The organism is Candidatus Puniceispirillum marinum IMCC1322 (assembly GCF_000024465.1).
GTDB classification, from domain to species: domain Bacteria; phylum Pseudomonadota; class Alphaproteobacteria; order Puniceispirillales; family Puniceispirillaceae; genus Puniceispirillum; species Puniceispirillum marinum.
Genome location: NC_014010.1, coordinates 174,869 through 196,688, shown reverse-complemented (window position 1 = coordinate 196,688; position 21,820 = coordinate 174,869). Strand labels below are relative to the sequence as shown.

Annotated in this window: 19 protein-coding genes, 1 tRNA gene and 1 pseudogene; 6 read left to right on the top strand and 15 right to left on the bottom strand. The window is 43.7% G+C overall.

Annotated elements, in window-relative coordinates; all coding sequences use genetic code 11:
• The first annotated feature begins 221 nt into the window (after nt 1-221).
• The 4 genes from SAR116_RS00955 (at nt 222) to SAR116_RS00940 (ending at nt 3,797) form a co-directional block, all read left to right on the top strand.
• Nucleotides 222-1,493 carry a S1C family serine protease gene (locus SAR116_RS00955; protein ID WP_013045057.1) on the top strand — a complete coding sequence of 424 codons (1,272 nt, stop codon included), beginning with the start codon at nt 222-224 and terminating at the stop codon, nt 1,491-1,493.
• Nucleotides 1,494-2,001: 508 nt separating this feature from the next.
• Nucleotides 2,002-2,883 (top strand): hypothetical protein, encoded by an 882-nt coding sequence (locus SAR116_RS00950; RefSeq protein WP_013045056.1) that lies wholly within the window; start codon nt 2,002-2,004, stop codon nt 2,881-2,883.
• A 36-nt stretch (nt 2,884-2,919) separates the two neighbouring features.
• Nucleotides 2,920-3,423 (top strand): hypothetical protein, encoded by a 504-nt coding sequence (locus SAR116_RS00945; protein WP_013045055.1) that lies wholly within the window; start codon nt 2,920-2,922, stop codon nt 3,421-3,423.
• Nucleotides 3,423-3,797, top strand: coding sequence for a hypothetical protein (locus SAR116_RS00940; protein ID WP_041860689.1), 375 nt, complete (start codon nt 3,423-3,425; stop codon nt 3,795-3,797). Before SAR116_RS00945 ends, SAR116_RS00940 begins: the two co-directional genes overlap by 1 nt.
• Nucleotides 3,798-3,884: 87 nt before the next feature.
• Here the strand turns inward: SAR116_RS00940 and SAR116_RS00935 are convergent, their stop codons facing one another.
• Genes SAR116_RS00935 through zorA form a run of 4 tightly spaced genes read right to left on the bottom strand, consistent with a single transcriptional unit; the run spans nt 3,885 to nt 11,438 of the window.
• Nucleotides 3,885-7,277 carry an SNF2-related protein gene (locus SAR116_RS00935; RefSeq protein ID WP_013045054.1) on the bottom strand — a complete coding sequence of 1,131 codons (3,393 nt, stop codon included), beginning with the start codon at nt 7,275-7,277 and terminating at the stop codon, nt 3,885-3,887.
• Nucleotides 7,274-8,662, bottom strand: a complete 1,389-nt coding sequence (locus SAR116_RS00930) for an EH signature domain-containing protein (RefSeq protein WP_013045053.1) — start codon at nt 8,660-8,662, stop codon at nt 7,274-7,276. The genes SAR116_RS00935 and SAR116_RS00930 overlap by 4 nt, the downstream gene beginning before the upstream one ends.
• Complete coding sequence (locus SAR116_RS00925) at nt 8,649-9,461, bottom strand: OmpA/MotB family protein (RefSeq protein ID WP_013045052.1); 813 nt, start codon at nt 9,459-9,461, stop codon at nt 8,649-8,651. The genes SAR116_RS00930 and SAR116_RS00925 overlap by 14 nt, the downstream gene beginning before the upstream one ends.
• Nucleotides 9,462-9,467: 6 nt before the next feature.
• Entirely contained in the window at nt 9,468-11,438 is a 1,971-nt protein-coding gene (gene zorA, locus SAR116_RS00920; RefSeq protein ID WP_013045051.1) for an anti-phage ZorAB system protein ZorA, read from the bottom strand.
• Between the two features lie 82 nt (nt 11,439-11,520).
• On the opposite strand from zorA, the gene SAR116_RS00915 reads away from it, so the two are divergent.
• Nucleotides 11,521-11,715: a 3'-5' exonuclease family protein gene (locus tag SAR116_RS00915; protein ID WP_041860687.1), complete on the top strand. Its 195-nt coding sequence runs from the start codon at nt 11,521-11,523 to the stop codon at nt 11,713-11,715.
• 353 nt (nt 11,716-12,068) lie between these two features.
• Entirely contained in the window at nt 12,069-12,671 is a 603-nt protein-coding gene (locus tag SAR116_RS00910) for an alternative oxidase (RefSeq protein WP_013045050.1), read from the top strand.
• 800 nt (nt 12,672-13,471) lie between these two features.
• Here the strand turns inward: SAR116_RS00910 and SAR116_RS00900 are convergent.
• From SAR116_RS00900 to SAR116_RS00850, 11 genes and pseudogenes are all read right to left on the bottom strand, one after another.
• Entirely contained in the window at nt 13,472-15,319 is a 1,848-nt protein-coding gene (locus SAR116_RS00900; protein ID WP_013045049.1) for an AAA family ATPase, read from the bottom strand.
• A complete protein-coding gene (locus SAR116_RS00895) occupies nt 15,319-15,555 on the bottom strand; it encodes a hypothetical protein (protein ID WP_049757463.1) in 237 nt (78 codons plus the stop codon). The genes SAR116_RS00900 and SAR116_RS00895 overlap by 1 nt, the downstream gene beginning before the upstream one ends.
• 74 nt (nt 15,556-15,629) lie before the next feature.
• Entirely contained in the window at nt 15,630-16,259 is a 630-nt protein-coding gene (locus tag SAR116_RS00890; RefSeq protein WP_148212223.1) for a hypothetical protein, read from the bottom strand.
• A complete protein-coding gene (locus tag SAR116_RS00885; protein ID WP_013045048.1) occupies nt 16,252-17,409 on the bottom strand; it encodes a tyrosine-type recombinase/integrase in 1,158 nt (385 codons plus the stop codon). Before SAR116_RS00885 ends, SAR116_RS00890 begins: the two co-directional genes overlap by 8 nt.
• 169 nt (nt 17,410-17,578) lie before the next feature.
• Nucleotides 17,579-17,655: transfer RNA gene (locus SAR116_RS00880), tRNA-Pro, on the bottom strand.
• Between the two features lie 251 nt (nt 17,656-17,906).
• Nucleotides 17,907-18,129: pseudogene (locus tag SAR116_RS13780) on the bottom strand (MerR family transcriptional regulator); the annotation flags it as partial.
• Nucleotides 18,126-18,419, bottom strand: a complete 294-nt coding sequence (locus tag SAR116_RS00870; protein ID WP_013045046.1) for an integration host factor subunit alpha — start codon at nt 18,417-18,419, stop codon at nt 18,126-18,128. The gene SAR116_RS00870 and the pseudogene SAR116_RS13780, both read right to left, overlap by 4 nt.
• A gap of 129 nt (nt 18,420-18,548) precedes the next feature.
• Complete coding sequence (locus SAR116_RS00865; RefSeq protein ID WP_013045045.1) at nt 18,549-19,532, bottom strand: beta-ketoacyl-ACP synthase III; 984 nt, start codon at nt 19,530-19,532, stop codon at nt 18,549-18,551.
• Nucleotides 19,522-20,568: a phosphate acyltransferase PlsX gene (gene plsX, locus SAR116_RS00860; protein WP_083775242.1), complete on the bottom strand. Its 1,047-nt coding sequence runs from the start codon at nt 20,566-20,568 to the stop codon at nt 19,522-19,524. Before plsX ends, SAR116_RS00865 begins: the two co-directional genes overlap by 11 nt.
• A 21-nt stretch (nt 20,569-20,589) precedes the next feature.
• On the bottom strand, nt 20,590-21,102 hold the full coding sequence (locus SAR116_RS00855; RefSeq protein ID WP_190275458.1) for a DUF177 domain-containing protein: 513 nt from the start codon (nt 21,100-21,102) through the stop codon (nt 20,590-20,592).
• Nucleotides 21,103-21,209: 107 nt separating this feature from the next.
• Nucleotides 21,210-21,764 (bottom strand): ubiquinol-cytochrome C chaperone family protein, encoded by a 555-nt coding sequence (locus tag SAR116_RS00850; protein WP_013045042.1) that lies wholly within the window; start codon nt 21,762-21,764, stop codon nt 21,210-21,212.
• Between the last annotated feature and the right edge of the window lie 56 nt (nt 21,765-21,820).

The window sequence follows — 21,820 nt, the reverse complement described above, 5'->3', positions numbered from 1 at the left end:
CTACTGTTACGAATGTGCTGAGCAGAAGCTCTCTAAATGGAGGTGTGGCCTCATCGGTCACCTCCAATTACATTTTTGCGCCCTCTTGGAGATGACAACTGCGAGGCCTGCGGCTCAGGCAAGAGGCTGTCGAACAATGCAAGAGGATGCTTGAGTCCAGAGAAGACATCCAAACAGAAATCACCGTTCTCATAAACTACTATGAAAGTCTGTAATCCAGCATGAACAATTTTTCGTTATTCTTCAGAAATACTTTTACCTGTGCAGTCATATTTATCTTATGCGGTTTAAGTTTTTCTAACGCGGATCCAATTGAAGACGCCAATAGTTATGCTGTTCGTATTAAATCATCTATCAACAACTCGATTTACTATGATGGTGGAGCTGGCACCTCAAATGGTGCTGGGTTTTTGGTCGATAAAGAACGCGGCTGGGTGATAACTAATGCACATGTTTCTGGATATGGGACAGCCGAGCTGGAAGTATCTTTCAAAGATGAACGATACAGCACCGCCCAAGTTTTATATGCTGACAACGAACTTGATCTAGCTTTAGTTATGGTATCAAAACGAAAGATACCGAATAATGCGATTGAGGCTAAGCTTGAATGCTCAAACATGATATTAAATGGCCGTGAGGTTGCCGCATTTGGCCATCCAGAAGGGCTTAGTTATTCAGCCAGCCGGGGTATTATATCTCAGGTCCGTGTTTACGACCGTGTAGACTGGATCCAAACTGATGCAGCCATAAATAGTGGTAATTCTGGCGGCCCCTTGATTGACCTTGAAACAGGTAAAGTGTTGGGTGTTAATTCTATGGCGCTTGAGGATACAGAAGGTCTCAACTTCGCAGTTCCTGCAAAACCAATCTGTAGAATACTTGAGATCATAAGATCAGGTGGTTCGCCGTTGCCACCGCGCTTGCCCATCTCGTTTGCTGAAAATGAAGAGACTGAAGAATATATGATCGTCGCTGGTAACCGCTATGGTGAATTGCCCAAAGGCATCCAGATTGGTGATTTAGTTACCAAGGTCAATGGTATCGAGGTCAAATCTCCAACAGAAGTCCATACAATGCTAAGAGGTGGCGAAGGCAAGGCAATATTCACCATTGAGCATGATAATACCGAGAGTGATATCGAAATCGAATTCCCATTCGAGGAAGAGTATCTCTCAGAGCCGTATGTATTAGTTGATGGCGCGCTAATCGCGGAAGCCCGCTTCAACGAGTTTAGATATAACGATAGCTTATTCCAGATACATTCACTTGAGAATGGATCATATGGCTCTAGAGCGGGATTATTTGCATACGCTTATATAATGGCAATAAATGGAAAAAAGCCCGAGACCATAAGTGAAATTTACAAATCATTGAATGTGGATAAAGAAGTGAAACTAATGCTTCGCACTTGGTCTTCTCGTGATCAGTATCTGTATGACTTTTACGAGGTTGTTTATAAGCCTGATGAAATCGAGTTAAAAAATGCAATGTGAACCCAACCCATTTAATCAAAACTCTTCGGCGAATTTGCCAGCCTCCCCAAAATATTTGAAATGTCCATAGATAGACGAAGGCGCAGAGCTGATGTTTAGCAATCTTATGAGTGTGTCAAGCTTTGATGAATTCTTATACTCTAAGTTTAGCACATGTGGGTTACTGGGTACTCAATAGGGGGTACCCACTAACCCACATTTTGTGCCGTACCCACCAGCACTAGCCAATACGGAAGGTTAAACCAGTGAGTGTTAGCCAGCCTTTGCGCTGGCCTTGTTTCGAAGCGGGCTTCCTACGAGAGGAAACATTATACAGAGTGCTTAGAAAAGGTTGAAAAATAGTAAAATTGGTATATTTGCCCCAATGATGCATTCGAACAACTTACAGGCAAAAACAATAGCTTAATAAATACTTTCTATATTATCGTCACAATATACACAAAAACACTAAAAACTGACGTGACATTGGACTATATTTCTCCGAATATTTTCTTTGGAGAATTTACCAATGAAAATCACATACAACTCAAATCCTGAATACAAAAGTTTGTACAATGAGAGCCTTGATATTGAAGTCCTTGAAGGCCGAACGCTATCAATAATTCCAGCGAATTCTTATGTAGAATTTACTATTGATAAACTTACCATTGGGCGTGAACTTGGCGAGTATTTTTCAAGTTCTAATGGGATAAAAAAGACTGATAGGCTGAAACGGTTTTTGCGCGGGGTCGTCAGGCCAATAAATGATCGGCAAAGCAACGATACCATCCACATTCTTGGCCAAGAGGGTACGGTAACCTCTATTAACTTGTGTGTCTACGAAACAGGTAATGAACCTGCTGGCTTTGAGTTCGACTGGTTTGAAGCAGACGAATACAGTGATGAGCGGTTATACTTATCCTTATTTGTTTCCAAAACTCAGTATGAAGAAATTGAGCGCTTTGTTGATGCTGGCTTCCCATTAAGTGGCAAAATTTCCATCGACACCAAAGACGTGCCGTACATTTATCAAGAATGGCACCCCGGTGTTTATGGTTACTTCAACAGATTTGATTATTATCTGTTACCATCAGTAAATCTTGTTGAAAACGCTTCAGAAATGCCGGAGCACTTTGGTGCTATCTCTCCGAAACGTCAAAAAAATGTAAAACTTCAGATAGATAGAACACGAGATTTTGTAATTCCACAGACTGCCGACGAAATTATTGATGAAGAAGATAGACTGGCAGCAATAGCGTCGGACCCGCACTCGAGAAGTTATTTCAAAACCTTTTCTCAGCTAATTTATAGCCTTCTCTCGTGGGTGATTTTTTTATTCCTCATATACCTTGGCGCCTCTTGGATGAAAGAGGCTCGATTTATTGACCGTTTCTTGGTTTTGTTCAGTTGAACCTGCTCTGAGATAAAAACCCATTGAGGGAAAACAATGTATAAAATATCACCAGAACAAATGGTACAAATCAAAGCTGTCGTTGGAAATGGCCACGAGGCTCAGGAAGCCATATTCAATGCCCTTGATTTTGACCCATATGAGTATGAGGGAGGATGCGACTCTGATGTAGTTTGGGGATACGACTCTGTTGTAATGGAACGAGAGCGCTATGAGAGTGAGCGCAAAGAGCGATTAGAAAACCCTGCAGATTATGGAATTTGCGAAACTGAAGAGCGCTCTGAAGAGATAAAAGCAGGTGCCGTCCTTACCCAAAAAGAAGAACGGTCTCTGAACGAGAATATTTTTGACCACGATCATACCTTTATGGTGATTAGCACATTTTCTAATGGCACTGATGAAATCATAGCAGTCACTGTTCAGCAAATCTGGGGACAACTCGGCATCCACGTCATCAACTTCATTGGGTTCTTTGCCAACGATGCCGACGCCCAAAAAGCCATCGAACAAGCTGATTACGTCACCTTCGAGGAGACGTAATGGAAGACCCAGAAATTTTCTACTGTTACGAATGTGCTGAGCAGAAGCTCTCTAAATGGAAGGGTTGGCCTCATAAACACCCTGTTCCCTATTTAGAGCCGCTGGAGGGTGAGGAATGTAAAAATTGCACTAGCAATAAACGGCTCAGTAACAAAAGGGTATTTTGGGTCAATTATTCCCCCGGATATGTTGCATTACCTCTACATTGGTTACTGAAAATCGATGCTGACCCGGTCTACAAAAAATGGGGACGCCCATACAAAGATAAAATGCTCTGCTTGAAATGCAAAAAACCAGCGACTATTAGCGAGTTTATGTCAGATAGAAATAAGCTGAAGTGCAATTGTGAGGCGTGTGACAAGGTTTTGCCATAAGCTATATATTTTTTCTTTTCAGATTAAAAAAAATCACTATCAAAAAATCTAGGCATTTAATACCAACTTGTTCGCCTTGGCATTCCGCTAATTAAGTTTAGAACCTAAAACACCTTGAACTGTCAATAAGTCATCTCGCAATACAAGTGTTACACCATTTTCATTCGCTACGCTCCTGCACCCTGAAGTAGCTGACCCTGCATTTGTAACAACAAATAGTTTGGGAGCGCCTAAATCATAATATGAGACAGCTTTTAGCACCTCATCGACCGCATCCTGTGAAACAGATTTTGAACCACTGGACCTATGTTTGCACTGAACTATGGCAGAGCGACCAGTCTTCTCATTTTTTACTATCACGTCGGCTCCATAATCATAACTCGATTGAGTTTTAGACGCCTTCAGTCCCACTGAGTTTAGCTGGCTAATTATATAATTCTCAAACTCTTCACCACGTTCAAAACAATCAATTTCTTCAAGGCTTAGTTCGCGCCCGCGCACCCCCTCTTTAAACGCCCCTCCAAACTCATCGCCAGTAACAGAAGTTGGAACAAAAAGGCCCTTTGCAATAGACCTCTTCTCGTTGAGCAACCTGTCTAAGATACAATCAAATGATTTTTCCCCAAAGGATCCATTCTTTGCAATTGGAGTGTAAACATTAACTGTTTTTGTCTGGCCTATCCGGTAAGCCCTGTCGGTGCATTGATCCTCTACGGCGGGGTTCCACCAGCGTTCTAGATGAATGACATTATTAGCCGCAGTTAAAGTCAAACCGACACCACCAGCCTTTGGAGATATAATCATCACGTCAAATCCAATTGGGTTGGACTGAAAAGTATTCACCCTTTCCTGTCGCGCCTCACCACTAATCAGACCATTAATGATTAATGGACTGTGGTCCATTTTGAATTTTTCTCTAACTAGGGACGCCAGAACTACTTGAAATTTTCTACTCTCCAAAAAAATTAACACTTTTTCATTTTGTTTATGGATGCGTTCAAGAATTTCAAATGTTTTAGAAAGTCGAGCTGATGCCTTGATGTATTCATCAATCGAAAACTGCTCAAACTGAACGGGGGATATGGGATGCAGTGATATAGATTTGAAAGCATGAAGAGCCTCAATCATTGAAGTCTGCCCGCTGTTTAACTTATTAGAACGGGCAATATATTCATCATCTTGGATCCTTGGCATCAAAACTGTTGTTTCTAGAGATGGCACAAGAATTTTTTCTGGGAGCCCCGCATCTGACAGGTCAGATTTCATTCTTCGGATCACTGGAGCCGGGCCATTCGCTGAGGGCTCCAAAAGTTGGACTGACAATTGTTTTAGGTTTTCAAGCGCCTCTTGAGCATTCTCAGACCTTGGCTCAGGATAGCTACTCATGAATGTTTTTAGATCACCTAATCTCCCGGGGCTAATAACATCCATAATTGTCCACAAATCTGATAACGAGTTCTCCACTGGGGTGCCAGTCAAGCCCAAAACAAAGTCCCGATTAAGACCTTTAGCGCCGTTATAAATCAAACCACGCGGGTTTTTTGCCTTTTGTATCTCATCAAAAACTACGCAAGAAAATCTAATTTGCCCGAATGAAGCCTGATAATCACGAAGGGTCTCATAAGTGGTAAGCAACCAATCATGACCCCTTATTTTATCAGTATTAAGACTAGCGTTTCCGCTTTCTATATCTCTACCCTTTGCAACTTTAAAGCCCTTTAGGCTGTTGCCGTAGAGCCTTGCAAAGGAACCAAGCCCCTCACCGGAGAGGTGTTTGGAGTGCTCCTCTTCCCAATTCTTTAGCAATCCCACGGGAGCGACAATTAAAATTGGCTCTCCTGTCTCAGTTTTCCCTGTTTCAACCATTATTGCCAAAAACATAAGCGCCTGAAGAGTTTTACCCAGACCCATATCATCGGCCATAAGCACACCGGGATACCCGCGGTTATATGACTCAACTAGCCAGTTAAGCCCTGATGTTTGATGGGCCTTCAAAACTATTTTTGGGCTTTTGCAAGAAGGTGGCTCTGCACTCAGGGCGCCTGAACGAGACGCAAGGCGGCTGTTGTACCGCACCGACTCAAAATTTTCTTTGGTTAGAAGAACAAATGTTCCCTTTTCTTTCACGGGTTCCGGCGGCTCTTCTGGCCCCGGTGGATCTTCTGGCTCCGGTGGATCTTCTGGCTTAACGGGTAATAGCCCCATCAAAAAATTCAAAAAAGACTGATCTGGTCTGACGATTTGGCCACCAATCTCAACCTGAGTGGTACCCGTTTGAACGGCTAATCTTAATTTCTCAACCTCCTTTTCCAGATCCGGCGTTGGTATAGAAATCGTTTTTCCCTGCACATAAAAAGAATAGCTATCAGCTCGCCAATCTTGCGGCTCAATCTCCAGCCAAGGCAGGTCAGGAGCCTCCCAAAGCCCAATTCCTGTCACCCTGTCAGAAAACTGCCTCGTTTCAATAAATATCCTATCAATATTCGCTGAGGCTATTTCTATATCGACATCAGGAAGGCCTTCAAAATCTCTCTCTAGAATATTTTTGATAAACTTTTGTGGAGCCTTGGCGAACTCAACTCGAGCATCTTTTGGGGACGCGATCGCAGTCTTAACTGCGCCAAGTGCAGGCCTTAGCGACTTATCGATAAAGACATACTTCCCCTTACCTAAAAGATATGATGCGCTGACCTTCCCTGACTTTTTAAAAGCAGCAGAAAAGGTCCTAGCGTCATTGGGAGTAAGTACTTGCTCATCTTCTTCTATCAGCGTGTCAGTCTCTGATGCTCTATCTTTTGTTATTTTATTAAAAAGGACTGGATTAAAGTTAATCGAATTTTTATCACCTGTAATTTGAAGTGAAAACGCAACAGCGTGTTGAAGGGAGACCTCAGCAAGTTCACCATCGAAGTACACGCGCCCGTCTGGGGTCTCGGGCAAAAGTGACCTCAGTTCAGACACAAAGGAAGTCTTTGAGTCAAAGTCATCTAAACCACTTGAGTTAAATTCATCTATACATTCAATGATCTTCCATATATCAGCGTTTAACTTGAAAACCTCATTACCCTGATACAAGAAACAGCCAACTCTACTCACGTTTAACTGGCGCCCATTACCATAGGCAATCCAGTCGAGCGAATAGTTCTTTGACCCTATATTACTGATACTTTTTATTCTTATTGAATAGGGAAAAGATTTTGGAAGACCTAAAGCCAATGCCTGCGCTTCGTTAAGAGTTGAGACAAAATCAAATGAAACGCGATACCCTTCGTCACTATCCAACCTTTCAAAACTACCCGAGTTTTCTTCCATTGCAGCGAAGAGTGTGCCAAGTGCCTCTACCTGATCAAAGCGAGACAAACCGATCCACTCTGAAACGTTTTCGATTGACTCGCTATCTTTTCGTAAAATTTTTTTTGAAACAGTCTTGAGCCTCAGCTCGACACAGTCACTTTGGATTGAAGAGTGAAATTGTTTCATCGTATTTTCCTCGACAAGCGAATTCCAGTTGCTTGGTTAACGTAGGCCTTAGCTCTTGGCACCCAATCACCCAGATGAACTATACCGTCTCCATAAGAACCATTCTTGTTTCTAATTTTGTTTGAACCCAGCCTAAGTTCTGAAGCGCTGTAAGAGTTGCGGTAAAACCTCGGCTTTTTAGGTGAGTCAGGATCCCAAGCTCTAAATTTTCCATTATGACTCCACTCGGCAACAGTTAAATCTCCAATTTGCATCAATAAAACAGATTGATCAGGGTTTGCCCCTGACAGGTTACCCCATATTAATCCGTGAGCAGCATCATCCGTTCTTTTTAATCGCTTAGCCGTCAAGGCGGCGCTCTGTCCTAAAATAATATGAGCATCCACCACAAACTCTTGATCAAAGTATGACTTCCAAAGGTTTCTTCTAGGCTCGAACTGCTCGTCAGGAGCGTGTTCAGCAATAACCTTGAAGAATAATTCAATCGCCTCAAAATTTAACCATTTCTTAATAAGTCCAATACATGAGGTTCGCAAATTAGTGCCGCCCAAATGGGCCGGAATTTCAGGCCACTGGTTTAGAGTGATCCTTGGGTCAGAGAAAGAACCGATAAACACTTTCTGCAGTAGACCTTTTAAATGCACTGGCGGCGAAGAGTCGATAAAAGGCTTAAGTGATGCAATCATAGCTGCCGCACCAGCATGCTGTTTAATTTTGTCCCCAACACATACTATCTTTAAAAAATCATATAAGGCGTCTGTATTGCCACCTTTTATCCGCTTGGCAACTTGGTTAGCCAATTCGATAAGGCTGCTCTGAACCAGTCGACTCGCTGAAAATGCTCCAGTAAGGCCAGCACGATCAAACACTGAGTGGTCATTGCCCTCTTCCATAATTTTTTTGGCAAGCGATGTTTCAATAGTTTTGAATGCCAGCAAATCAAAGTTTTCAAGCCGTCTCACCCAGCTTTTTGACAAAGTCTTTTGGTGCTTTTTTAGGAGTTTGGCAGCTTGAGCAATACGCTCATCATGTTTATTAAAATTCATGATATAAGAGGAAAACAAAGCAGAAAAAACCCGGCGTGACTTGGCTTCATCAACAGCTTTTAAAAGGTTAAAGAAAAACCTATCACCCTCGTCTCTAGACAAACTTTCAAATGCAACTGCTCTCAACTCTTTTTCAGTCAATTTTTCCGCGTTACTTGAACTGAAATATTCTTTTGCCTTCTGAATAATATGTTCTATGTTTTCAGGTACATTTGGCACAATAGAGCCATATTTTTTGATAATTTTCTCTGCCTTCGCTGTAGATTCTGATCTTGCAGAAAACGTCGGCAAATGTAGCTTAAAGCTTACGTCAATTTCAGAGATATCAGTTGAGCTCATAGAAAGTCTCCAACCTTTTCCTGTAATCAAATAACGCCGCACTGTTTTCTGGAATATACATCAGTAACCTAATATCAATCCTGCGGTTGTTTGCTTTACCTGAGGATGTGGAATTAGTGTCAATTGGGCGTGTCTTACCATATGCTGACACCGCAAACACGGGTTCGTTTTTAGGCGACTTAAACGCTTCAAGGACTGGCTTTTTCGCAATCATATTTTCGTAGGTATTTGTAGCTCTCCGCGCTGATAATCGGAGATTTGAATTGATCTTGACGTTGCCTCTAAGACCGCCCCTTATGGGGCTGTTGTCAGTATGCCCTTCAATAAATATTGACTCAATAAATGCTCGGTTAACATTTTTAGACCTGCATTTTTCTGAACCATCAAAAACTTTTAGCCCTTCATTTAGAACGGAGCACCTAATGACAGCCGCAAAAGCTGCTGCCAGCTTGGCCGAGAAGAAGTCTGCATTGCTTCCTTCCAGAATATCGGCAACACCAGAGTCAAACAACACCCCCTCTGGAACTCTTAGGATACCCTGCTCTGCATCTATCTCAATTTTAATCTGACCGTTACCCTCTAAATAATCTTTCAACTCGTCAAGAATCTGCGTGCGATGATCTGTTGCCGACTGCGCATAATCATCTTGAGCCTCTGATTGAATCTTCAATTGGTAAGAAAAGTACATAATGATCAGAATGAAAACGAACAGCATACCAATCATAATATCAGTCATAGACACAAAATAAGACTCGTCTGCCTCGTTGCGTGATTTTCTATTTCTTCTTGCCCCACCCATCTAACACTAATCTCTTCCAGCTTTTCGTTCATCAGCTAGTTCTTCTACAGCCTCTTGGAGACCAGCCAAGGCGTTTCTGAATGCGCCGTCAACACCAATCACGAAATCTCTCATCCTGCTCTGGCTCTCTTCTATCTGAGAGTTAACTTTACTGAACACTGCCCCAAGGTTCTCATTAACCCCGTCAAACTTTTTCGAATGCTCTTCCCAAGACTCCCCGCTGAGGCGCATTTCCGTCTCAAGCCTCTCAACAGCTTCGCTGACACGACTAGCTGCTGAACTCACCTTTTCATCCATCTGCCTCACCGCAGACTGAATACTTTCAACAGCATTTAACGCTGGACTAATTGCGCCGCTTACGCTACCTGATGCCTCTTTAAGAGCCTTTACGCTACTATCTAAATCTGAACTAGTCTTTGAAACCACTTTAGATGTGTTGCCCAGTTCATCATTCATTTTAAGCATATTTTCTGAGGCTTGACCGAGACTCTGCTCAAAGCCTGCCATTGCAGTACTGAGCTCTTCCATACCCACCTCGAGCGCGTCAGACATTTTTTGCCCCGCTTCTGAAAACGTATTTGCTGCGGAGGCTCCAGCTTCCTCCATTCGGGCCTTTGCTAATTCACCAGCTTGCCCCGAAGCATCTTCGAGAGAGCTGGCAATGCCCTTCACTGCATCGTTAATACCGTCAACAGCAGAGCCCATCTTGTCTGCACTTCTATCAGTGGCCTCAGTTAGCCTTTCGATTGCTCTTTCAAGCTCACCAGACACCTCTCCTGCCCCTGCTTCAAGGCTAACCTTAATGTTCTCAGCTGCATTTGATAGGCTATCAGCAAGACCCTCAAGCTTTTCAGAAAGTATATCGGATGTTTGCGCGGCATTACTTTGCAGATCTGACGCCATAGCCTCTAAACCTGATTTCATACTCGTCAGTGCATTGGCTATATCATTCTCAAACTCACTTGTGCTCTTGGAAAGGTTTGATGACATATCGCCAAGTACAGTTGTTAGGTTATCAAGCCTATCAGACAAGTGGCCTAAACTTTCGCCTGCAGCTCCTTGAACATTTTTGGCAATAGCGTCGCCAATTTCCTGCATTGCCTTAATGTTACTTTGCCCCATATTCTCTCCCATTGAACTCAACTTATCTACAACAGGGCTCATTGCCGATGTTACAGCTGTTTCAATGTGATCTCCAAGTTTCATCGCCAGATCTGTATTAAATTGCTGGAGCTGGATCTTTTGTTCTTTCATCTCTTCTAGTTGGCTGTATGCGATCTCTTCAACTGAAACGAAGTGCATTCCCCTTTCAATTTTATCGTTTAATTTTTTAAACAGAACAGATCTTTTTGTTTCCAAAATCCTGAAAATAATAGTTAGAAAGATTGAAACTCCCAAAGCGATCAATGAAGTATAGAATTTTGCAGATATGGTATAAAGCAGATCTCTGAGTGCGACCTGCATTTGATCAGCACCGCCCGACATCGCTGTCGTGGCCGTTGATAAAGCTGCTATCAACCCAGCAAAAGTAAGGAACAAGCCAACACCAACAAATATGTTTGGCATTATCCTCAGTGTTGGCGTAACGAATCCAGCAGCCTCTGCATCAAAAAAATCACCCGGGCGAGAGGTGTTTCGTATTATAGGATCTGTCCCACCGGGCCTAGCAACGTGAGGGTGAATTATAGTCTCTGTAAACTCCCTCCAACAAACTCCCAGCCCAGAATTATTATTGAAATATCCATTTATTGATTCAAAATTTTTATAAAACTCTTCTTCATTTTCACAATTTTGAAGCGCCGAAATTGCGTTATTGAGCCTTCTATAAAAAACACTAAAATGATATAAAATAAGTGCAATAACTATTGCTCCAACAACTAAAATTGCAAACGCCAAAAAGGGACCAAATCCTTCAATCTTAAGATAACCAATTAATGGTCCTAAAACCGCTTCAAACCACTTACCTATTTGATTCACATTGCACTCCCAGCCAAATAACCTTAACGGTTCAAGCCTTATAAGATACTTAATCAAAATACAAATCAAGCTGATTAGCTAAATGAAAAACTATATTTTCTACGATACGGAAACCTCTGACTTAAACCAAATGTTTGGCCAGATTTTCCAATTCGCAGCTATCTTAACAGACGAAAATTCTCAAATTCTTGATCAATTTGAAATGAGATCAAGGCGCATGCCCCATATCGTTCCAGATCCCGGCGCGTTACGTGAAACTGGCGTAAATCCCGAATAATCGGAAAATGCGTCTGACACTTACTGCAGCTTCTTATCTAAAATTAGAGAAAAGGGTCAAAAGATAAAAAAGGTCATATCTCCCCCCGCAGTAAGCCAATACGGAAGGTTAAATTGGTGATTATTTGCCAGTCTATGCGCTGGCCTTGTTTTATCGCAAATTCAGACTAAATAAATAATATGTAAGGAGCCAGAGGTCATACCAAGCACTCAGTTAGCCTCACTTTTTTAAAAATTAGGATCGGTTTACTTATATTACATAGTTGTGTTTCTCGGAACTATTTTCCAACTTATATACATTAGGTTACAGCCCTTGGCTCTTATAACAAACGACTTATATTCGAGGTAATAAAAATGCAACACCGCGCTCCAAGTGATTTTTCTGACAGGTTCGCATTAGCTGTAACAATGTTTTTTAGGTGGTTCGCTGACACCTTTTTTGCAAAACGATACGGCCATAGGGCGGTTGTTCTTGAGACAGTTGCTGGAGTTCCCGGTATGGTTGCGGGCATGTGGAATCATCTAAGTTCTCTGAGGAAAATGAAACAAGATGAAAAGGGCTGGATAAAGACTTTACTTGATGAGGCAGAAAATGAGCGAATGCATTTGATGATTTTTATTGAAATCGCCAAACCCAATGCTTTAGAGAGGGCTATTATTCTATTAGCCCAATTCTTTTTTTGGCATTTTTACTTCATTCTGTACGTATTTTTTCCAAAAACGGCACACCGTATGGTCGGTTATTTTGAGGAGCAGGCTGTAATTAGTTACACAGAATATTTAGATCAAATAGACTCGGACAAAGCTACAAATATTGACGCGCCGGATATCGCAAAAGACTATTATGGGCTGCCTAAGACGGCTAAACTCAGGGATGTCATAATTGCTGTTAGGCAAGACGAACAAGGGCACAGCGACACCAATCACGAAATGGCGGACGCTTTGGCAAAAGGATAAGCTATAGAATTATGGAAAAGTCTCATTTAGAACCATTTGAGAAATTCTAATGACCCTCTTCATTTTGATACCCATCTTTCTAAACCTATTCAACTAGAGGTATTGGGCTGTATCAACGCTATGACTGAAATCATCAATGATATCTTTGCTCAGATAGACCAGATAATACTCTGGCTCAAAGTTACTGTTTATTTGGTAATGGGCATTTGCGTTGTTTGGCTAATAGGCTTTATCAGACGCAATCTTGGTTTAGACACACACTCTATCGAATTAAAACGTATAAGGCGTATCCTAGAAGGTCAGAGTTCGGACAAATAGCCTATTTAACATTTCTACCCCCTAATAACCTAAGTAGCGGCCTACTGACTCGCGCAGAAAGCCGAATGCACGACCATTTGCACGTCCGCAGCGCCTAATGGCGTCTTCAAGCAGGAACTGGTGACCTCAGAATTCAACCAAGTGAGACAATTGTTCAAAGAGGCAAGTATAACACCGGTATGGCTGTTTCAGATGTTCCATCGCGTTTAGCGTCTATCGTACCTAATTTAGTGCTTATGGAAGCTGATTTAGATCAGATTATGTTTGAAGACGGCACAATCATAAGGTTTGATTGATATTAGGGATTTATCAAGTGACCCGCAAACTCACCCTATTCCTCTTATGTGCTTTTGAGATCGCCCTTATCCTGCTTGTGGCGGCTTGTTCTGCTTGGGGTGGATTAACCACCCACCTCAAGCACATATGGGTTGGTGGGTACCCCATAGGGGGTACCCCACCCCACCCACATTATGTGCCGGATTTTAGTCTTTTGTGTCGTGATAAGGCTCCATAGTTTCCTCTACCTCTCGGTTTATCCAAACCATACTATCGTTGATTACAACTAAACCTTTGTCTTGCAACTGCTGCCTTGCGCCTCTGCGCTTGTCTGAGCTCAAGTCTGGAGATTTACCCGCATGCGCCTTATGCCAATCACTCACAGGGACTTTCTTGACCTTTTTATCTATCAAAAGGTTTCGTAGCGCCTGAAACGCTGCATATTGATGAGCAGTGCGAAATTTCGGACGTTTTAGGGGGTTTTGGCCACCATCACTGCTGATTAGCTCTAGCACCACGCTGGAGCCATCTAGAAGTCCCACCTCGCTCATCTTAAGATAAATGGGCTGATGCTCAGCGTGATCCTTTTGCTTTTCGTTTTTGAGGCGGATCACACCGTCGGTGTTTTTTACCTCAATTGACGTATCAACAGCCCCAAGCAAGGCGCTGGAGCCGCGCATACCGCGGCTCATGTCCTTTCCTGAGTGATGGACACCTATCACCGCAGCGCCCGTGTGATGCCTAATACGGTCACATGTATCAACAAACGCGCCCATATCTGTTGCACTATTCTCATCGCTGCCGGGCAAGGCTCTGGCCACAGTATCAACAAATACAGCGTTAAAATTTCCACCGGTACGGTCAATTGACCGGAGTAGACGCTGTACACTTGATTCATCCCGAAAGTTTACGGCCTGATGGAGTATTAGGAAGGATCCCACCGCATCCAGCCCGTGATGGCGCTGAAACGCTTTGACGCGACGCTTAAGACCGCCAACACCCTCCCCCGCTATGAACAGCACTGAGCCCTGTTGAGTCTGTTTATCATGCCACGGCATTCCACAAGCGATAGATAACCCAATATCAAGGGCGCAAAACGATTTACCGCTTCCGGGGGCACCATACATAACGCAGAAGCTATTTTCTGAGATCAAACCCTCAACAAGAGGTCTTGGCTCGGGCAAACGATACAGGTCTTCAACAGTCAAGAACTTGTAGTAATCTTTGTCCTCATCAACACTTTCAATTGGTGGCTGATCAACAATCGAGGCTTGATCGGCTAATCTGACCAGATCCTGAGGCTTATTGCCATTCGTCAGCCAATCGATAACATCGCCCTTTTCAGGTAATCCGGGCAATTCCAATATTTTTAGGCTATTTGCTAACCCAAAAAGATTTTGAGCGACCCGCTGAGCATGCTTACGGCCTGCATCATCATTATCTGGAATAATCACAACATTCCGCCCCTGAAAATGGTGGTTCAGGATTGGCTTCCAGCTTCCTGCACCACCGCTATTGGTTGTAGCTAGCAGGCCTAGGCGTGATAGTTCGTCAGCGCACTTCTCACCTTCAACGATGAATATTGAGCCTTGCTGATTACCGAGCAGAGCTGGTAGCCGATAAGGTAGCAAAGGAACGCCTTTGAGGTTGTAAATCCAACCACCATTATTATCGGGGCGTCGTTGCCTAAACGATTTAGGATGTAAACGCTGAACCTGATAAAGCAATTCGCCTTGCGCGTCGATATAGTCATATGTCTCATTCAGCTTTGAAGCTTGACTCAAAACTGGCACTGATAGCGGTTGAATATCAAACTTTTCATGCAAGATATGCGCTACCGGCGCACCATCTGGAATACCCTCCTGACGGCGCACAAGGTCAACAACGCCGCCGCCGACTTCATTTTCATGATCAAACCAACAGCCTTTATCCAAGTCCACAGATTTGGAGCCGTTTGTGCCAAACCTCAGGTCAGACCCGTTGCTTGATTTGATGTTTGGCTCACCCCAGTAATGACGAGCAACAATTCCTATATGTTTTGTGAGGTCAGACATTACGCGCCCTCCCCGTTCTGTGCCGTCATATGCGCCATAGAATGGCTGTGGGGCACAAGTTCTCCCTCTAGCCACACATCAAGCCATTCAGGCTTGTAATAGGCTGTACGGCCAATCAGGGCGTATTGGGGGCCATTACCTCCCATTGCGAGGCGGGCTAGAGTGGCTTGAGATGACCGTATACCTTTAGTTTTAAGATATGCGGCGGCGTTCTTTCTGGTAAGTAACTGTATCATTAGTATCTCCAATTGCGTTTTGAGACACCAAATTGATACATCTGGATTTCCAATAAAATTAGTTAAAGTAGGAGTTAATTGGAAAGTTTCAAAAACTCAGATGCTGCTAAAGCTTCCATATAGTCCCTATCATTATCCATTAAAATTATATGAGCTTTTTCGAGCTCATCACAATCTTTTGGTTGATGGCATCTAGCCCTCGCCAAAAGATCATATTTAGCCGAAAGGCTAGGATTAAGAGGCACAATTTTAGGGAGTTCTTCTTCTCCCCAGATTTTATCAATCAACATCTTCTTAGTAACTTTTTTATGACCACCCCAAAGGAACAAGTTTTCATATTTTTCTATAGCTACTTTTATAAAAATTAAACGAGAGTCTACTATTTCATCTAAGTCTGGAGGCCGTCCATTTGGATTTGAACTATCTGACTCTTTGTGACCCAATTTAGTAATTTGCTGTTTTATTACCCAAGGATATCCGCGATTATCTTCAAGCATTTCTATGGCTTTCATTAACCAAGCAGAATTTTCAGGCGAAGCTATGCATAACTTTGCCAGTGGTGATAATTTTCCTGTATCTAAAAAACTATAGTATGCATCAGCAATGTTCTGACGTTCCAAAAATCGTTCCCATTTATCAATCAATTCAATAGTTTTATTTTCAGACATATTATTGCTTTCATCCAAATACGGTTTACTAGTCAACTGCTGCCTCTACCTTATCAGACCATTGTTGCAGAACAGCTTGCATCCTCTCCGCATAAGTAGCTCGATTATAAACACCACTGACTCCCCTCTGCGCCTCAACCTGATGGTTCAGACATGCTTCAATGGCCAAATAGTCTGCTCCAGCAAGATCATTCAAGTTTGTAGAAAAAGTGCGCCGATTGTCATGCCAACCGAATGGCTCAACATCTGCAAGCTTGATCAAGCGTTTCAGGAGCTTGTCATCAAGCCTAGTAGGAACTTGCCCATTGGTAGTGAAGATTAGGTTACTGTCATTACGGCGTAATGGCAGTTGTTTCTTGGCAAAATCAGTCAAATAAAGAGAAATAGCGCGTTTTGACTTTGTTCTTTCACTCGGAATATTCATCATTTCCCCATCAAACTCATCCCAAACAGAACGCGTAAATTCGGTTTTTCGAAAGGGAAGGAGTAATAGCAGCCTGACCGCGGAACATCTTACAGGTGTTAGTGCTTCAGCCGCACGCCATACTGAAGCCAATTCGTCCAAGGTCAGTTTTCGTTCGCGTTTTGCCACCTGAAATTCAGGCGTGGCACCAAGTACTGGATTTATGCTGAGATATCCCTGCTTCACACACCACGTCAGAAACGCAGAGACGGATTTCCAAACATCAGATGCTGTACCTTGACGGCCACTTTGCTGGATCGGCAGTGTAATGCTCGACAAATGCTTCCTTACAAATGACTCCAAAGGTATATCCGCCATAGTGGGCAGAACTTCACGCTGAAACAATCCAATTTGCTTCTCGCGCGTAGTTTGCGCCAACGCTGACATGCGAACCGAGACATATTGTTCATAGGCATCTTTGAAGGTTAGCCGCGTTTTCGTCTCAAAGACCTTTTGCAAATAATCAGGATCTTCAAAATCGACCGCTTTTTGTCTAGCAATACTTCGCGCTTGCTCAATGCTGAAATCACTACAGCGACCAATTTTTTCCTGCCGTGCGACGCTGGTACCTTTTGGACGCCGTTCAAAAATAAAGGTCTTGGCACCATTTCGCGTAATACGAACCGCCAAACCGGTAACCTCGGTGTCAAAGAACTTGATCTGCGCCTTATTGTTAGGGCAACTGAGCTTACTTATTACAGATGCTGTTAACTTTTGTTTCATCAGGCTCCGGTCAAATATCAAAATGGGGGGGGGTACAGCCCTCCCGTGTCTACACTATGTCTACACTTTATCGATATTATAACCATATTAGATGATATTAATATAAACAAGATAAAACAAAAAAACGCCTGTATGTCTTTGTTTTATTGGTATTTAATGAGGTTTGAAATGGTCGGAGCGGCGGGATTCGAACCCACGACCCCTACACCCCCAGTATAGTGCGCTACCAGGCTGCGCTACGCTCCGGACCATGATCTTCTTATAACCATGGCAAGGTGTCAGCGCAACGCTGTTTTCATCGACACCAAGGCGCCGCACATAAACCAAAATTCACAGTGAAAAAATTTAAGAGGCGAACGCCAATTTCAGTCTGGCAATATCGCTTCTGGCTTCTTGCAAAAGTGCCAGCGCAGCGGCCAGATCATTGTCAGCATCACTAGCCTGACTAATCACACTATCAAGATCATGTGGCAATTCAGTTTTGCTACGCATAAATTTTTGCGCGCCCTTGATTGTAAACCCGTCTTTATACAGTAAATCACGGATGCGCTCTAACAAGGCCACATCGGTTGGGCGGTAATAGCGGCGCCCCCCGCTTCTTTTGAGCGGGCGAAGACTGCTGAATTTTGTTTCCCAGAAACGCAACACATGAGCTGGGATGTCCAGCATTTTGGAAACTTCGGAAATTGTCCGGAATGCGTCGTCAGCCTTACCCGTCATTGCGATGCATCAACACGATTCTTCAGAATATGTGACGGCTTGAACGACAAAACCCGCCGCGGTGTGATCACGGCCTCAACACCTGTTTTTGGATTGCGGCCAACACGCTCAGTCTTTGATTGAACCGAGAATGTCCCAAAGGAAGAAAGTTTGACTTCTTCATTTGATTCTAGGCAAGAACATATTTCTTCAATCACAGCTTCCACCAGATCGGAGGATTCGTTTCTTGAGAGTCCGACGCTACGGTAAACAGCTTCGGTAAGATCAGCGCGTGTTAGGGTCTTTGACATTACAAAAAGCTACTTTCTTTCCACATGAGGGTCAATTCAACAAATGAATTTTACAACTAGTTTCTAAAACTATGGAATATTTAATCAAAGAAATCTTACCATTGCACTAAAAAGATAGCAAAAATTTATTTATTGTTGCGGCCGACCATACTTCACCAGAGCGGCACCCCACACGAGGCCGCCACCTATGGCTTCAAGTGCCAGCACATGTCCGTTCTTGATTCGTCCATCCCGAACAGCGTCTGCCAAAGCCAAAGGTATTGAGGCAGCCGATGTATTTGCATGCCGGTCAACGGTACGGACAACGCGATCTTGAGGCAGTTTCATCTTACGCTGCATACTGTCAATAATACGAATATTTGCCTGATGCGGCACCAGCCAGTCAACATCAGCTGCGGTCATATTGGCGGCTTCCAGCACTTCATCCATAACTGCTGACAGCTTTTCAACCGCATGACGGAAAACTTCCTTGCCCTCCATGCGCACATGGCCCACATCATTTGTACTGGACGGCCCACCATCAACATAAAGGATATCGCGATAGTTTCCATCTGCATGAAGTATCGACGATTTGATACCAAAATCCCCAACGTCGGACTCTATCTCAAGAACAACAGCACCGGCGCCATCGCCAAACAGCACACAGGTTGATCGGTCTTTCCAATCGAGAATTTTTGAAAAGCTTTCGGCACCAACAACAAGGGCACGTTTACCACGACCAGATTGTAACATCGCATCGGCAACATCCAAGGCATAGATAAAGCCTGCACAAACCGCCTGAATATCGAACGCGATCGCAGTGGTGGCACCAATTTGATATTGTAGCTTGGTGGCGTTTGACGGAAAGGTATCATCCGGCGTAGATGTGGCAACAATGATCAAATCAATATCAGCACCTGTTAAACCAGCATGTTCCAACGCTTCTTGGCTGGCTTTGCGGGCAAGATCGGATGTCTTCTCATTCTCGCCAACGACATGACGCTGTGTGATGCCTGTTCGACGGCGAATCCATTCGTCACTTGTATCGACATAAGTTGAAAGTTCTTTGTTTGAAACTACCTTTTCGGGCAAATACGAGCCAACAGATGTCATTAAAACAGACTTATTCGACATCAGATAGTTTCCTTTTTTCTCGTATAAGTGCAGCTTTTTCAATGGCGTTGCTTACATCCGGTATAAACCCGTGATCGACCAAATTTGCCGCTACATCGATAGCATTTGAAAAGCCTAGCGCATCGGTTCCGCCATGTGATTTTACAGCAATGCCGTTCAAACCAAGAAACACCGCACCATTATAACGCCGCGGATCCATTTTTCTGCGTAATTCTTTCATCGAAGAGCGTGCAAGTAGATAGCCCAGCCTTGACAATATGCTTGAGGTAAAACTGCGACGCAAAAATGATGATAACAACCGCGCCACGCCTTCAGCTGTTTTCAAGGCAATATTACCCGAAAACCCGTCGGCAACGACAACATCGACTTCCCCTTTAACAAGATCGGATCCTTCGATGAAACCATAATAATTCACGCCAAGATCGGGGTCGGATAGTTGCTGTGATGCCAGACGCAAATATTCATGCCCCTTTTGTTCTTCCTCACCCACATTCAGCAAGCCAACAACCGGACGCTCTTTTTCGGTCAAGCTATGATAGAAAGCCTGTCCCATAAGGGCAAATTGCACCATGTTTTCTTCATCAACTTCAAGGTTTGCGCCCAAATCAAGCATGCAGACAATATCTTTTTCCGACGGCAACAACCCGGCAATAGCTGGCCTAGTAACGCCGGGCATTGTCCGAAATTGTAATTTCGACATCGCCATTAGAGCGCCTGTATTACCTGCCGAGACAACAGCGTCAGCGCGGCCATCTGCAACTTCGGCAATAGCCTGCCACATTGATGTCGTTTTACCCCTGCGTACAGCTTGCGAGGCGGTATCATCTGGTGATACCGCATCAACAGCATGCAGAACCTCTGCATTAGCCAGATGTTTTGTCTGTGCCAAAAATCCACGGATCTGGGTTTCATCGCCCACAAAAACGAGGTCAATATGCGGCAATCGTTGTTTGATGAGTTCAGCACCATTGATGACAATCTCGGGCGCGTTATCGCCGCCCATGGCGTCCAGTGCTATTTTAATGTTCTTGGACAGACTGCTCTCCAGGTTACTTGGTCAATTTTTGTTGGTTGGCTGTTTCATAGCTGCCAATCCAGCAAATGGGTGATCACTCTTTACCGGCTCAGGCTCGGTATATTCAGCCGCACCGGTTGCGCGCGGCCATGCTGTGACAGCTAACGCTAGCGACTGCATCACCATTTCGCCTAAATCAATAAAGCCGTTTTTTAGCGGTTCCACTCCGTCTAAATCAACTTCGACTGACGTTGTATCGTCAATTAAGCGAACATAACGTTCTTCTAACGTAAAATCTACACTTTCCGCTAATGGCTCACCAGTTACGACACAGCTTTGCACCACATCGGCGGTTAACCTGCCCTGAATATCCCAGCAATCACGCGCCACTTTGCGGATTTGCAACTCGGCTACAAGATCATTGACAGCAATATAATCAAAGCGCGCCAACAACATATCAATTTCATCTTCTGAAGGAATGATTTTGCATCGATAGGTAGCGTCCGGCTTGATAGTTTCAGCGGCAAGCTCAGCAGATAGAGAAAAAACCGGCATTTCAAAAACCATTCGTTAAGGCTATCAGGCAATCACATTATGACGACAAACGCCATATCCAGCTATTATATAGCACCTAAGCTGTTATCCAATAGAAACTGTCTGATCTAGAGCTCAATATGCATCTGACCTGCAAGCATATCTTGTGCAGACACAGTATCAATTTTTTGCGCTAGGGTTCGCACGAAATCAACCAGACCGCTTTGTGCCACCTGATCCACCGCTTCTGGGGTACGCAGAAGGTTTCGCGCCAATGCCGAAGCAAGCATGTCATCATCCCCTGTATCAAGGGCTAATGCGTAATTTTCCAACCGCCCCATAAAACCTTCGGCCATGACACGTACACGTTTTGACACGCCAATGTCACCTGCGCCCATTTCGCGCAACGATAAATCCATATCAGCAAACATCGAATCGAAAAGATCCTGACTGATGTCCTTACCGCCCTCTATGTCTTTAAGTCGGCGCATAACCAGCATCACAACCAGACACAAGGCGTCAAAACGACCGTCAACATCATCCGTCACACCATAATCAATGTATAGCTTGGGTGCTCTGGCTATGGTAATGGCTTGCGCATACAGGATTTCAGCAATCGTTTCCTGTTTTTTCCTGCCAAACCCAAGCATTTGTTTCAGCCATCCATTTTCTTTACTGTTCATTTTACAAACATCTCGTTATGTTGGCTATCTATATGACTATGCATGTCTATATCCTA

Excerpts from the sequence above, each read along its gene's own strand:
- SAR116_RS00940 (WP_041860689.1), top strand. The coding sequence starts at position 3,423 with ATGGAAGACCCAGAAATTTTCTACTGTTACGAATGTGCTGAGCAGAAG.
- SAR116_RS00900 (WP_013045049.1), bottom strand. The coding sequence starts at position 15,319 with ATGTCTGACCTCACAAAACATATAGGAATTGTTGCTCGTCATTACTGG.
- SAR116_RS00935 (WP_013045054.1), bottom strand. The coding sequence starts at position 7,277 with ATGAAACAATTTCACTCTTCAATCCAAAGTGACTGTGTCGAGCTGAGG.
- SAR116_RS00850 (WP_013045042.1), bottom strand. The coding sequence starts at position 21,764 with ATGAACAGTAAAGAAAATGGATGGCTGAAACAAATGCTTGGGTTTGGC.
- SAR116_RS00910 (WP_013045050.1), top strand. The coding sequence starts at position 12,069 with ATGCAACACCGCGCTCCAAGTGATTTTTCTGACAGGTTCGCATTAGCT.
- SAR116_RS00925 (WP_013045052.1), bottom strand. The coding sequence starts at position 9,461 with ATGGGTGGGGCAAGAAGAAATAGAAAATCACGCAACGAGGCAGACGAG.
- SAR116_RS00865 (WP_013045045.1), bottom strand. The coding sequence starts at position 19,532 with ATGTCGAATAAGTCTGTTTTAATGACATCTGTTGGCTCGTATTTGCCC.
- SAR116_RS00955 (WP_013045057.1), top strand. The coding sequence starts at position 222 with ATGAACAATTTTTCGTTATTCTTCAGAAATACTTTTACCTGTGCAGTC.
- SAR116_RS00915 (WP_041860687.1), top strand. The coding sequence starts at position 11,521 with ATGAAAAACTATATTTTCTACGATACGGAAACCTCTGACTTAAACCAA.
- SAR116_RS00930 (WP_013045053.1), bottom strand. The coding sequence starts at position 8,662 with ATGAGCTCAACTGATATCTCTGAAATTGACGTAAGCTTTAAGCTACAT.
- SAR116_RS00870 (WP_013045046.1), bottom strand. The coding sequence starts at position 18,419 with ATGTCAAAGACCCTAACACGCGCTGATCTTACCGAAGCTGTTTACCGT.
- SAR116_RS00945 (WP_013045055.1), top strand. The coding sequence starts at position 2,920 with ATGTATAAAATATCACCAGAACAAATGGTACAAATCAAAGCTGTCGTT.
- SAR116_RS00950 (WP_013045056.1), top strand. The coding sequence starts at position 2,002 with ATGAAAATCACATACAACTCAAATCCTGAATACAAAAGTTTGTACAAT.
- SAR116_RS00895 (WP_049757463.1), bottom strand. The coding sequence starts at position 15,555 with ATGATACAGTTACTTACCAGAAAGAACGCCGCCGCATATCTTAAAACT.
- SAR116_RS00885 (WP_013045048.1), bottom strand. The coding sequence starts at position 17,409 with ATGAAACAAAAGTTAACAGCATCTGTAATAAGTAAGCTCAGTTGCCCT.
- SAR116_RS00855 (WP_190275458.1), bottom strand. The coding sequence starts at position 21,102 with ATGCCGGTTTTTTCTCTATCTGCTGAGCTTGCCGCTGAAACTATCAAG.